The organism is Rhizobacter fulvus (assembly GCF_964020785.1).
Genome location: NZ_OZ224516.1, coordinates 4,978,770 through 4,991,591, shown reverse-complemented (window position 1 = coordinate 4,991,591; position 12,822 = coordinate 4,978,770). Strand labels below are relative to the sequence as shown.

13 protein-coding genes are annotated in these 12,822 nt (G+C 68.4%); all 13 read left to right on the top strand.

All coding sequences use genetic code 11. From position 1 onward, the window contains the following. Positions 1-28 precede the first annotated feature (28 nt). Entirely contained in the window at positions 29-1,207 is a 1,179-nt protein-coding gene (gene rlmN / locus ACWH49_RS23685) for a 23S rRNA (adenine(2503)-C(2))-methyltransferase RlmN (protein WP_448173673.1), read from the top strand. After that, positions 1,204-2,040: a type IV pilus biogenesis/stability protein PilW gene (gene pilW / locus ACWH49_RS23680; RefSeq protein WP_448173672.1), complete on the top strand. Its 837-nt coding sequence runs from the start codon at positions 1,204-1,206 to the stop codon at positions 2,038-2,040. Before rlmN ends, pilW begins: the two co-directional genes overlap by 4 nt. Then, positions 2,033-2,929 carry a helix-turn-helix domain-containing protein gene (locus ACWH49_RS23675; RefSeq protein WP_448173671.1) on the top strand — a complete coding sequence of 299 codons (897 nt, stop codon included), beginning with the start codon at positions 2,033-2,035 and terminating at the stop codon, positions 2,927-2,929. Before pilW ends, ACWH49_RS23675 begins: the two co-directional genes overlap by 8 nt. 10 nt (positions 2,930-2,939) lie before the next feature. Then, positions 2,940-4,226: a flavodoxin-dependent (E)-4-hydroxy-3-methylbut-2-enyl-diphosphate synthase gene (gene ispG / locus ACWH49_RS23670; RefSeq protein ID WP_448173670.1), complete on the top strand. Its 1,287-nt coding sequence runs from the start codon at positions 2,940-2,942 to the stop codon at positions 4,224-4,226. Between the two features lie 61 nt (positions 4,227-4,287). Next, positions 4,288-5,580, top strand: coding sequence for a histidine--tRNA ligase (gene hisS / locus ACWH49_RS23665; RefSeq protein ID WP_448173669.1), 1,293 nt, complete (start codon positions 4,288-4,290; stop codon positions 5,578-5,580). A gap of 30 nt (positions 5,581-5,610) precedes the next feature. Continuing rightward, complete coding sequence (locus ACWH49_RS23660) at positions 5,611-6,285, top strand: YfgM family protein (protein WP_448173668.1); 675 nt, start codon at positions 5,611-5,613, stop codon at positions 6,283-6,285. After that, on the top strand, positions 6,282-7,403 hold the full coding sequence (gene bamB / locus ACWH49_RS23655) for an outer membrane protein assembly factor BamB (protein WP_448173667.1): 1,122 nt from the start codon (positions 6,282-6,284) through the stop codon (positions 7,401-7,403). Before ACWH49_RS23660 ends, bamB begins: the two co-directional genes overlap by 4 nt. A 19-nt stretch (positions 7,404-7,422) precedes the next feature. Further along, positions 7,423-8,754: a ribosome biogenesis GTPase Der gene (gene der / locus ACWH49_RS23650; RefSeq protein WP_448173666.1), complete on the top strand. Its 1,332-nt coding sequence runs from the start codon at positions 7,423-7,425 to the stop codon at positions 8,752-8,754. Positions 8,755-8,848: 94 nt separating this feature from the next. Then, positions 8,849-9,094, top strand: coding sequence for an RNA chaperone Hfq (hfq, locus tag ACWH49_RS23645; RefSeq protein ID WP_056469939.1), 246 nt, complete (start codon positions 8,849-8,851; stop codon positions 9,092-9,094). 28 nt (positions 9,095-9,122) lie between these two features. Continuing rightward, positions 9,123-10,385, top strand: coding sequence for a GTPase HflX (gene hflX / locus ACWH49_RS23640; protein WP_448173665.1), 1,263 nt, complete (start codon positions 9,123-9,125; stop codon positions 10,383-10,385). A gap of 2 nt (positions 10,386-10,387) precedes the next feature. After that, positions 10,388-11,647, top strand: coding sequence for an FtsH protease activity modulator HflK (gene hflK, locus ACWH49_RS23635; RefSeq protein ID WP_448173664.1), 1,260 nt, complete (start codon positions 10,388-10,390; stop codon positions 11,645-11,647). Positions 11,648-11,671: 24 nt separating this feature from the next. Beyond that, complete coding sequence (hflC, locus tag ACWH49_RS23630; RefSeq protein ID WP_448173663.1) at positions 11,672-12,565, top strand: protease modulator HflC; 894 nt, start codon at positions 11,672-11,674, stop codon at positions 12,563-12,565. A 9-nt stretch (positions 12,566-12,574) separates the two neighbouring features. Beyond that, positions 12,575-12,778 (top strand): DUF2065 domain-containing protein, encoded by a 204-nt coding sequence (locus ACWH49_RS23625; RefSeq protein WP_056469926.1) that lies wholly within the window; start codon positions 12,575-12,577, stop codon positions 12,776-12,778. Positions 12,779-12,822: the final 44 nt, after the last annotated feature.

Here is a 12,822-nt window from a genome sequence, read left to right as displayed (position 1 = left end):
AAAGCGCAGGCCTCGTTCGAGGCATCGCATGAACGCCGCCACCAATCTGCTCGAGTTCGATAGGGAAGGGTTGGCCGCGTTCTGCGCACAGCTCGGGGAGAAGCGCTTTCGCGCCACCCAGCTGTTCCGCTGGATCCACCAAAAGGGCGCCGCCGAGTTCGCGCAGATGTCCGATCTGGCGAAGTCGCTGCGCGACAAGCTCGCCGGTCGTGCCGTGATCGCGACGATGCCGGTGATCAGCGAGCAGGCGTCCAGCGACGGCACGGTCAAGTGGCTGTTCGACGCCGGCGCCGGCAACGCGATCGAGACGGTGTTCATTCCGGAGGACGATCGCGGCACGCTGTGCATCTCGTCACAGGCCGGCTGCGCGGTCGGTTGCCGGTTCTGCTCGACCGGCCACCAGGGCTTCAGCCGCAACCTGACGACCGGCGAGATCATCGGCCAGCTGTGGTTCGCCGAGCACCACTTGCGCAAGCGCCTGAACCTGCCCGACGGACAACGGGCGATCACCAACGTCGTGATGATGGGCATGGGCGAGCCGCTGCAGAACTACGCGGCGCTCGTGCCGGCACTGCGCATGATGCTCGACGACCACGGCTACGGCCTGTCGCGGCGCCGCGTGACGGTGTCGACGTCCGGCGTGGTGCCGATGATCGAGCGGCTGCGCGACGACCTGCCGGTGGCGCTCGCCGTCTCGCTGCACGCGCCCACCGATGCGCTGCGCGACGACCTGGTGCCGCTGAACCGCAAGTACCCGCTGGCCGAGCTGCTCGCCAGCTGCAAGCACTACCTCGACAAGGCGCCGCGCGACTTCATCACGTTCGAGTACTGCATGCTCGACGGCGTGAACGACAGCGATGCGCAGGCCCGCGAGCTGCTCGCGCTGGTCGCGCGCTCGGGCGTTGCGTGCAAGTTCAACCTGATCCCGTTCAACCCGTTCCCCGAATCGGGCCTGAAGCGCTCGCCGAACGAACGCGTCACGGCGTTCCTGCGCGTGCTGCAGGAGGGCGGCGTCGTCGCGACGGTGCGCAAGACGCGCGGCGACGACATCGACGCCGCCTGCGGTCAGCTCGCCGGCGAGGTGCAGGACCGGACGAATGCCAAAGCCCGCATGACGCGTGCGCCCATGAAGGTGCACCGCAGCGGCTCGGACGTGGCCGTGGCGATCGCCGCCGGCCGCGCCGATCCCCAGGAGACTCGCCGATGACGCTGTACTCGATCCCGGGCCGTTCGCGGCGCCGGGCGCCTACCCTCTGGCTGGCGGCGACGCTGCTCGCGCTGGCCGCCGGGTGCACGACGCAGACCACCGTGATCGGGTCGGTCGGCGACGGCAAGGACCTGGTCACCGCGTCCGACGAGACCGATGCGAGCAAGCGCGCCCGGCTGCGCATGGAACTGGCCTCCGGCTACTTCGGTCGCGGTCAGATGACGACGGCACTCGATCAGGTCAAGCTCGCGCTGCAGGCCGATCCCAACCTGTCCGAGGCCTACAGCCTGCGCGGTTTGATTTACGCGAACCTGGGCGACGACAAGCTGGCCGAAGAAAGCTTCCGCCGCGCGTTGCAGCTGAATCCGCGCGACGCCGACGCGATGCAGAACTTCGGCTACTACCTGTGCCAGAAGAAGCGCTACCCCGAGGCGAGCGCGATGTTCGACCGCGCGCTCGCCGTGCCGCAGTACCGCGACCAGTCGCGCACGCTGCTGACCAAGGGCGTGTGCGAGGCGTTCGCAGGGCAGCTGCCGGAATCGGAGGCCACGCTGACCAAGGCGTACCAGCTCGATCCGTCGAACCCGGCGACCGCGGTGAACCTGTCGGAAGTGCTGTTCCGCCGCGGCGACTACGAGCGTGCGCGCTTCTACATCCGGCGCGTCAACGCGGTGCCGGCCTTCACCGGATCGCAGACGCTGTGGCTGGCGGCGCGCATCGAGCAGCGCCTGGGGAACCGCGCCGGCGCGCAGGAGTACGGCGAGCAGCTGCGCAGTCGTTTCCCCAATTCGCGTGAAGCCAGCTCGTACGAGCGAGGCCAGTTCGATGAGTGACGCGACCGCGAATGCGACAGGCGCGGACGCCGTCCGCGCGACCACCGCCGGCGGCCTGCTGCGCCAGGCGCGCCAGGCGCAGGGCCTGCACATCGCCGCGCTCGCCGCGGCGATCAAGGTCGTGCCGCGCAAGCTCGAGCTGCTGGAGTCCGACCAGTTCGACCAACTTCCCGATGCAACCTTCACGCGCGCGCTGGCCCAAACGGTCTGCCGCACGTTGAAGATCGACCCGACGCCGATCCTGGCGCTGCTGCCACCGCCGCGCGGGCACCGGCTCGAGCAGGTGGCGGCGGGGTTGAACACGCCGTTCCACGACCGGCCCGGCCATCTGGCCCCGAAGGATTGGGCCCACGTGGCCAACCCGGTGCTCTGGATCCTCGGCGTGATCGTCGCCATGACGCTGGCGGTCTATGCGGCGCCGGCCAGCTGGCTGAGCTTCTCGAACACCGCCGCGACCCGACCGCAGCCCGCCGGCAAGGTCGAACCCGTGGGAGTGTCCACGGCGCCGGCCGTCGCGGTCGTCGCCCCACCCGTGGCCAGCGCCGCCCTGTCGGCGGAACCGGCGGCATCGGCGGCAGTGGCTGCGCCAACGGCGGCGACTGAACCGACCGTCGTGGCGCCGGCCGAGCCGGACGCCGTCGCCGTGGCGGCCGCATCCGGCGTGCTCCAGTTCCGCGCGACCGCGCAAACGTGGGTCGACGTCGTCGATGCGCGCGGTCAGTCGCTGATCTCGCGCACGCTTCAACCCGGCGAGAACGTCGGGCTCGATGGCGCGTTGCCGATGAAGGTGCGGATCGGCAACGTGGCCGGCACGCAGGTCGTGTTCCGCGGCCAGGCCTACGAACTCGCCAGCACGCGCGAAAACGTCGCGCGGTTCGAACTCAAGTGAGCGTGACCCCATGAGCGAACGGATTCCCACCCTCGACGACTTCATCGAACCCGCCGTTCCGGCCGCACACCGCTCGCGCCAGGCGCAGGTGCGCTGGGGTTCGCGGGTCGTCACGATCGGCGGCGGCGCGCCGGTGCGGGTGCAGGCGATGACCAACACCGACACGGTCGACGCGATCGGCACGGCGATCCAGGTCAAGGAACTGGCGATCGCCGGCTCGGAGATGGTGCGCATCACCGTCAACACGCCCGAGGCCGCGGCGCAGGTGCCGTACATCCGCGAGCAGCTCGACCGCATGGGGATCGATGTGCCGCTGATCGGCGATTTCCACTACAACGGCCACCGCCTGCTGACCGACTATCCGGCCTGCGCCGAGGCGTTGAGCAAGTACCGCATCAACCCCGGCAACGTCGGCAAGGGCGACAAGCACGACCGCCAGTTCGCGCAGATGATCGAGGTCGCCGCGAAATACGACAAGGCCGTGCGCATCGGCGTCAACTGGGGCAGCCTCGACCAGGAACTGCTGACCGAGTTGATGGACGCGAACGCCCAGCTTGCCGAGCCGTTCGAGCCGCAGCAGATCATGTACCGCGCGATCCTCACGTCGGCCATCCAGTCGGCACGGCGCGCCGAATCCCTGGGGCTGCGCGCCGACCAGATCATCCTGTCCTGCAAGATGAGCGGCGTTCAGGACCTAATCAGCGTCTACCGGGCGCTGGCCAAGCGCTGCGACTACGCGCTGCACCTCGGCCTGACCGAAGCCGGCATGGGCACCAAGGGGACGGTCGCGTCGACCGCGGCGCTCGGCGTGCTGCTGCAGGAGGGCATCGGCGACACGATCCGTGTGTCGCTGACGCCGCAGCCGGGCGAGGCGCGCACCCAGGAGGTCGTGGTCGCACTCGAGATCCTGCAGGCGCTCGGCCTGCGCCAGTTCAACCCGAGCGTCACCGCGTGCCCCGGCTGCGGGCGCACGACCAGCACGACGTTCCAGGAACTGGCCAAGGAAATCGACGACTACCTGCGCGCGCAGATGCCGGTCTGGAAGGCCAAGTACCCGGGCGTCGAGAAGATGAAGGTCGCGGTGATGGGCTGCATCGTCAACGGCCCCGGCGAGAGCAAGCACGCCGACATCGGCATCAGCCTGCCGGGTACCGGCGAAGCGCCGGCCGCGCCGGTCTTCATCGACGGCGAGAAGGCGCTGACCCTGCGCGGCGACAACATCGCCGCCGAGTTCCACGCGCTGGTCGAGCGCTACATCGACAAGCGCTACGGCGCGGCTGCAGCGGCGTCGCATTGACGCCCTCGGGATTCACCGCGCCGGCGCGGTGAGTCTGCCTGTCTCTTCAAGAAATCCGAACATGGCTGAATCATTGCGCGCCGTCAAAGGCATGAACGACATCCTGCCGCCCGAGTCCGCGCGCTGGGAGTGGTTCGAATCGAAAGTGCGGGCGCTGATGGCGCGCTACGGCTATGCCAACGTGCGCACGCCGATCGTCGAGCCGACCGCGCTGTTCGTGCGCGGCATCGGCGAGGTGACCGACATCGTCGAGAAGGAGATGTACTCCTTCACCGACTCGATGAACGGCGACAAGCTCACGCTGCGGCCCGAGGCCACGGCCGGGATCGTGCGGGCGATGGTCGAGCACAACGCGCTCTACAACGGGCCAATGCGGGTCTGGTCCGAGGTCTCGGTGTTCCGTCACGAGCGGCCGCAGAAGGGGCGCTACCGCCAGTTCCACCAGATCGACGTCGAGGCGCTCGGGTTCAAGGGCCCGGATGTCGACGCCGAACAGATCCTGATGTGCCGGGCGCTGCTGGTCGACCTCGGCATCCCCATGGTGAACGTCGAACTCCAGCTCAACAGCCTCGGCCAGGCCGACGAGCGTTTCGCGCACCGCGCCGCACTGGTCAAGCACTTCGAGGCGCATGCCGACATCCTCGACGAGGACGCGAAGCGCCGCCTGCACAGCAACCCGCTGCGCATCCTCGACACCAAGAACCCGGCGATGCAGGCGATGGTCGAGTCGGCTCCGCAGCTGATGGACTTCCTCGGCGAGGTCTCGCTCGCGCACCTGAACGCCGTGCGCGCCGTGCTGGATGCGGTCGGTCTCCCCTACCGGATCAACCCGCGCCTGGTGCGCGGTCTGGACTACTACAACCTGACCGTGTTCGAGTGGGTCACGGACCTGCTCGGCTCGCAGGGGACCGTCTGCGGTGGCGGTCGCTACGACGGGCTGTTCGAGCAGCTCGGGGGCAAGCCGACGCCGGCGGTCGGCTGGGGCATGGGCATCGAGCGCATGTTGCTGCTCCTCGAGGCGGTCGGCGTGGCCGTGCCGGCCGGCGCGCCCGATGTCTTCGCGGTGGTGCCTGCGGCCGAGGCGATGCCGATCGCGATGGCGCTGTGCGAGACGCTGCGCAACGCCGGGGTCAGCGTGCAGATGCATGCCGCAGGCGCCGAATCGTGGGGCAGCATGAAGAACCAGTTCAAGCGCGCCGACGCGAGCGGCGCGCGCCATGCACTGATCTTCGGTGACGACGAGCTCGCCCGCGGCGAGGTCTCGCTCAAGAACCTGCGCGACGCCCAGGCCCCGCAGCGCACGCTGGCGCTGGCTGAGGTCGCCGCGTGGGGCGCCGACCTGCGCAACGCATAATCCCGCCTTCACTGGAAAGCAACCCGTCCAATGGCTACCCATCTCGATCTCGAAGAACAAGAACAGCTCGACCAGCTGAAGGCCTTCTGGAAGCGCTACGGCACCTTGCTGACCTGGGTGCTCATCGTCGTGCTCGGCGCCTATGCGGCGTGGAACGGCTGGGGTCTCTACCAGCGCGACCAGGCCGAGAAGTCGGGCGCGATGTTCGACCAGCTCGACAAGGCCGCGCAGGCGGGCGATGTCGACCAGGCGACGCGCGTCTTCGCCGACATGCAGGCGCGCTACCCGCGCACGGCCTTCACCGAGCAGGCCGGGCTGCTGGCGGCCAAGGTGCAACTCGAGAAGGGCAAGCCCGATGCCGCGCTGGCGTCGCTGGCCTGGGTCGCCGCCAATGCCACCGAGGTCGAGTACCAGACGATCGCCAGGCTGCGCGCCGCCGGCGTGCTGCTCGACCAGAAGAAATACGACGAGGCCCTGAAGCAACTCGACAGCGCCACCTCGCCCGAGTTCGCGGCGCTGGTCAGCGACCGACGCGGCGATGTCCTGATCGCGCAGAACAAACCCGAGGAGGCCAAGGCGGCCTACGCGAAGGCCTGGCAGGCGATGGACGCGACCGTGGGCTACCGCCGCCTGATCGACGCCAAGCTGACCGCGCTCGGGGCCGCGCCAGTCGACACCGCGGCCGGCGCCGGGAGCGTCAAGTGAGCGCCGCCCGCCTGCTGATCCGTGCGTCGGCGCTCGCGCTGGTGACCTTGCTCGCGGCTTGCGCCGGCGGCGGCAAGCCCAAGCCGGAGCCCCTTGAAGCGTTGACGCCGAAGATCGCCGCGACGGTCGCCTGGACGCAGCGCGTCGATGGCGTGCAGTTCCCCTTGACCGTGGCGGCGACCAAGGGCCAGTTCACCGTCGCCGGCAACGACGGCACGGTGATGGCGCTCGACGCCGACAGCGGCCGCGAGATCTGGCGCGCCACGGCCGGCGCGAAGCTCAGCGCCGGCGTGGGCAGCGATGGGCGCTACGCCGCCGTCGTGACCCGCGACGGCGAGCTGGTCGTCTTCGACCAAGGTCAGGTCAAGTGGCGCAAGCCGATGGGCGGCCGCGTCACCACCGCGCCGCTCGTGGCCGGCGAGCGCGTTTTCGTGCTCGGTGTCGACCGCGGTGTGCAGGCCTTCGACGTGCTCGACGGCCGCAAGCTCTGGGTGCTGCAACGCCCCGGCGACCCGCTGACGCTGGCGCAGTCCGGCGTGCTGGCCACGTTCAAGGACACGCTGATCGTCGGGCAAGGCCCGCGCATGGCCGGGGTCGATCCGCTGCGCGGCACGGTGCGCTGGGACGTGGCGGTCGGCTCGCCGCGCGGCGCGAACGAGATCGAGCGCCTGGCCGACCTGGTCGGCCCACCGGTGCGCAATGGCGACATGGTCTGTGCGCGCTCGTTCCAGGCGGCGGTCGGCTGCGTGAACGCGGAGCGCGGCCTGCTCGGCTGGAGCCGCAGCGGTGGCGGCACCGATGCGATCGGCGGCGATGCGCAGTTCCTGTTCGGCGGCGACGCCTCTGACCGCCTGACCGCGTGGAAGGCGGAGAGCGGTGAAACCGCCTGGTCCAGCGACAAGCTGCTGTACCGCTCGCTGAGCGCCCCGGCGGTCTTCAACAAGTCGGTCGTGTTCGGCGACGAGGACGGCACCTTGCATTGGCTGAACCGCGAGACTGGCGAGGCGCAGCTGCGCTCGACGACCGACGGTGGCCCGATCGGCGTGCAACCCGTGGTCTCGGGCAACACGATGCTGGTCGTCACGCGCAAGGGCGGCCTATTCGCCTTCCGCCAGTAAGCGCACGACGCCGCGTCAAATGAAACCCGTCATCGCCCTGGTGGGCCGGCCCAATGTCGGCAAGTCCACCCTGTTCAACCGGATGACGAAGAGCCGCGATGCGATCGTGGCCGACTTCGCCGGCTTGACCCGTGACCGCCATTACGGCGACGGGCGCAGTGGCGAGCACGAGTTTATCGTCGTCGACACCGGCGGCTTCGAGCCCGACAGCACCACCGGCATCGTCAAGGAGATGGCCAAGCAGACGCGCCAGGCCGTCGCCGAGGCCGATGCGGTGATCTTCGTCGTCGACGTGCGCTCCGGGGTCTCGGGACAGGATCACGACATTGCGCGCTACCTGCGCACGGTCGGCAAGAAGGTGATCCTCGCGGTCAACAAGGCCGAGGGCATGCAGGAGTCGCCGCTGCTCGGCGAGTTCTACGAACTCGGCCTCGGCGAGCCGCACCCGATCTCGGCGGCGCACGGCCAGGGCATCCGCAGCCTGACCGAGGCGGCGCTGGCGCAGTTCGAGTTCGACGACGAGGACGAGGCGACGCCGGAGGACGGCGGGCCGATCCGCCTGGCGGTGGCGGGGCGGCCGAACGTCGGCAAGTCCACGCTGATCAACACCTGGCTCGGCGAGGAGCGCCTGGTCGCGTTCGACCAGCCCGGCACCACGCGCGATGCGATCACGGTGCCGTTCGAGCGCGGCGGCCAGAAATTCGAACTGATCGACACCGCCGGCCTGCGCCGTCGCGGCAAGGTGTTCGAGGCGATCGAGAAGTTCTCGGTCGTCAAGACGCTGCAGGCGATCGCGGATGCCAACGTCGTGCTGCTGTTGCTGGACGCGACGCAGGGCGTGACCGACCAGGACGCACACATTGCCGGCTACATCCTAGAGAGCGGGCGCGCGGTCGTGGTGGCCGTGAACAAGTGGGACGCGGTCGACGCCTACCAGAAGGAGACGCTGCAGCGCTCGATCGAGCAGCGCCTGGCCTTCCTGAAGTTCGCCGCGGTGCTGCACATCTCCGCGATCAAGCGGCAAGGCCTCGGTCCGGTCTGGAAGGCGATTGCCGATGCGCACGCGTCGGCGATCAAGAAGATGCCCACGCCGGTGCTCACCCGACTGCTGCAGGAGGCTGTCGAGCATCAGGCGCCGAAGCGGGCAGGGGCGTTCCGCCCGAAGCTGCGCTACGCCCACCAGGGCGGCATGAATCCGCCGCTGATCGTGATCCACGGCAACTCGCTGGACCACATCACCGAGACCTACAAGCGCTTCCTCGAAGGGCGGTTCCGCGAGCACTTCAAGCTCACCGGCACGCCGATGCGGATCGAGTTGCGGTCGTCGAAAAATCCGTTCGACAAGGACTGACGCCGGCGGCCCGGGGCAAAGCCCCCAAACTTGCTGCGCCGCGTCATCGCTGTGTTAACGTGACCGCTTCTGAAGCTTCATCACGGAGAATATCGTGAGCAACAAAGGGCAACTCCTACAAGACCCATTCCTGAACCTGCTGCGCAAGGAGCACGTTCCGGTTTCGATCTACCTCGTCAACGGGATCAAATTGCAAGGCCACATCGAGTCGTTCGATCAATACGTGGTGCTGTTGCGCAATACCGTGACGCAGATGGTCTACAAGCACGCGATCTCGACCGTCGTGCCGGGCCGCGCGGTGAACTTCCACGCCGCCGAGCCGACGGATCCGGCCGCTTGAGCGCGACAACCGCCATCCCCGCATTCCCTTGAGTTCGACCGATTCGACCGCCCCCAAGGGGTTGGACAACCCTGCACGGGCGATCCTGGTGGGCGTGGACTTCGGTCGCGGCAAGGCGTTCGACGACACCCTCGACGAACTCGCGTTGCTGGCCGAATCGGCCGGCGACATTGCGGTCGAGCGCGTGATCGCGCGCCGCAAGGCGCCGGACGCCGCGCTGTTCGTCGGCTCGGGCAAGGCCGACGAGATCAAGGCGCTGGTCCAGGCGCACCAAGCCGACGCGGTGCTGTTCGATCAGGCCTTGTCGCCCGCCCAGCAGCGCAACCTCGAGAAGCACCTCGGTGTGGCCGTGGCCGACCGCACGATGCTGATCCTCGAGATCTTCGGCGAGCGCGCGCAGAGCCACGAGGGCAAGCTGCAGGTCGAACTCGCGCGCCTGCAATATTTGTCGACGCGCCTGGTGCGCCGCTGGAGCCACCTGGAGCGCCAGAGCGGCGGCATCGGCATGCGCGGCGGCCCGGGCGAGGCGCAGATCGAGCTCGACCGGCGGATGATCGGCGAGCGCATCAAGGCGGTGAAGAAGCAGCTGGAGCGCGTCAAGAAGCAGCGGAGCACCCAGCGCCGCTCGCGCGAGCGCAACCAGACCTTCCGTGTCTCGCTGGTCGGCTACACCAATGCCGGCAAGTCGACCTTGTTCAACGTTCTCGTCAATGCCAAGGCCTATGCCGCCGACCAGTTGTTCGCGACGTTGGACACGACGACCCGGCAGCTGCACCTGGACGGCGTGTCGCGCTCGATCTCGCTCAGCGACACGGTCGGCTTCATCCGCGAGCTGCCGCACAAGTTGATCGAAGCGTTCGAGGCGACTTTGCAGGAGGCCAACGATGCCGACCTGCTGCTGCATGTGGTCGACTGCGCCAGCCCGGTGCTGGCCGAGCAGATGGCCGAGGTCGAGCGCGTGCTGGCCGAGATCGGCGCCGCCGACATCCCGCAGGTGCTGGTCTTCAACAAGCTCGACCGCCTCGAGGACACCCAGCGCCCGCGCGAATTGCGCGACGTGCTCGAGCTCGGCGCGTGCCGGCGCGTGCCCCGGGTGTTCGTCAGCTCGCGCACGGGCGAAGGCTTGCCGCTGTTGCGCCAGATCCTGACAGAAGCCATCGGCGGCACGCTCGAGGGCTTCTTGAATAGCCGCGAAGCAGCCCCAGATGACATCCGCCTGTCGCACGCGGCCGACGACGAAGGCGAACCGACCGACCCGGCGCCATCGGCCCCTCATCACACCCTTGCATGACCATGAGCGACACGACTCCCCCAGGCCGCTTCCGGCGCCTGCGCACGCACGCTGCAGGCTGGCTTCTCAACAGCGGCGGCCGCGGCGACGGTCCGCCGGATCTCGACGAGCTCTGGCGTGACTTCAACCGCAAGCTCAGCGGCCTGTTCGGCGGCAAGGGTGGCGGCAACACGCCGCGCGGCAACGGTTCGGGCGACAACAACGGCAACGGCGGCGGCCCCAACTTCCAGCCCGACATGAAGAGCGCCGGCATCGGCGTCGGCCTGGTCGCCGGCGTCGTCGCCCTGATCTGGCTCGGCAGCGGCTTCTTCATCGTGCAGGAAGGGCAGCAGGCGGTCGTCACCTCGTTCGGCAAGTACAGCCATACGGCCGACGCCGGCTTCCAGTGGCGCATGCCGTACCCCTTCCAGGCCAACGAGATCGTCAATTTCACCCAGCTGCGTTCGACGGAAGTCGGCCGCAACGCGGTGATCGCGGCCACCGGCCTGCGCGACTCGTCGATGCTGACGCAGGACGAGAACATCGTCGACATCCGCTTCACCGTGCAATACCGGTTGAAGGACGCGCGCGCTTTCCTGTTCGAGAACCGGGATCCGGAATCGGCCGTCACCCTGGCCGCCGAGTCCGCGGTGCGCGAGATCGTCGGCAAGAGCAAGATCGATTCGGTGCTGTACGAGCAACGCGACGCGATCGCGACCGAGCTTGCCAAGTCGGTGCAGGGCCAGCTCGACCGGCTGAAGGCCGGCATCGTCGTGGTCAACATCAACGTGCAGAGCGTGCAGCCGCCCGAGCAGGTGCAGGCCGCGTTCGAGGACACGCTCAAAGCCGGCCAGGACGGCGACCGCCTGAAGAAGGAAGGCCTGGCCTACGCGAGCGACGTGATTCCGAAGGCGCAGGGCACCGCCGCGCGGCTGCGCGAGGAGGCCCAGGGCTACAAGGCCAGCATGACGTCCAAGGCCGAAGGCGATGCGCAGCGCTTCGCCAGCGTGCTGACCGAGTACCAGAAGGCGCCCGCCGTGACGCGCGACCGCATGTACCTCGACACCATGCAGCAGGTCTACTCGAACGTCAGCAAGGTCATGATCGACGTGCGAAACAACTCGAACCTGCTGTACCTGCCGCTCGACAAGCTGCTGCAGCAGACGGCGGCCACGCCGACCGGTGCGGCAGCCGTGCCCGCCCCGGAAACCGCACCGCCGCCCGCCGCCGCCGATTCGCGCTCGCGTGACAACGCGCGCAGCCGCGACCGCGAGAGCCGCTGAGTCGCGAAGAAGGAGAACAAGAACATGAATCGTCTCGTCCTGATCGTCGGTGGCCTGCTGCTCGCGCTGATGCTGCTGTCGTCGACGCTGTTCGTCGTCGACCAGCGCCAGGTGGCGGTGGTCTATGCGCTCGGTGAAATCAAGGAAGTGATCCAGGAACCGGGCCTGAAGTGGAAGCTGCCGCCGCCGTTCCAGAACGTCGTCTTCCTCGACCGCCGCATCCAGACCATGGACAGCCCGGAGACCCGCCCGATCTTCACCGCCGAGAAGAAGAGTCTGGTGATCGACTGGCTGGTCAAGTGGCGCATCACCGACCCGCGCCAGTTCATCCGCAACAACGGCTCCGACATGAAGAGCCTGGAGACGCGGCTGAGCCCGATCGTGCACGCCGCCTTCAACGAGGAAGTGACCAAGCGCACCGTCGGCGAGGTGCTGTCCAGCGGGCGCGACAAGGTCATGCAGGACGTGCGCGGTCGCCTGTCCGACGAGGCCAAGTCGTTCGGCATCGAGATCCTCGATGTGCGCATCAAGCGGGTCGATTTCGTCGCCAACATCACCGATTCGATCTACAGCCGCATGGCGTCCGAGCGCAAGCAGGTCGCCAACCAGCTGCGTGCGACCGGTGGCGCCGAAGGCGAGAAGATCCGCGCCGACGCCGATCGGCAGCGCGAAGTGATCGTCGCCGAGGCCTACCGCGACGCGCAGAAGATCAAGGGCGAGGGCGATGCCAAGGCTTCCGCGATCTTCGCCGACGCATTCGGCCGCGACCCGCAATTCGCCAAGTTCTACCGCAGCCTCGAGGCCTACCGCGCGAGCTTCCGCAACAAGTCGGACGTGATGGTGGTCGACCCGAGCAGCGACTTCTTCCAGTCGATGCGCGGCAGCGCCACGGCGCCAGCGGCTGCGGCCAAGAAGTAGGCGGCCGTCATGGGGTCGCCGGGCCTGGCCGACCTGCTGTTCGGCGCGTTCGCGCTGATGCTGGTGATCGAAGGCCTGCTGCCGTTCATCAGCCCGCCACGCTGGCGTTCGGTGTTCGAGAAGGCGCTGCAGATGAGCGATGGCCAGATCCGCTTCATCGGTCTGTCGAGCATGCTCGCCGGGATCGCGATGCTCTACGTGTTCCTGACTTGAGCCGGCCCGTCCGGGCGTGGAGGGCGCCGGTACAATGCCGTTTT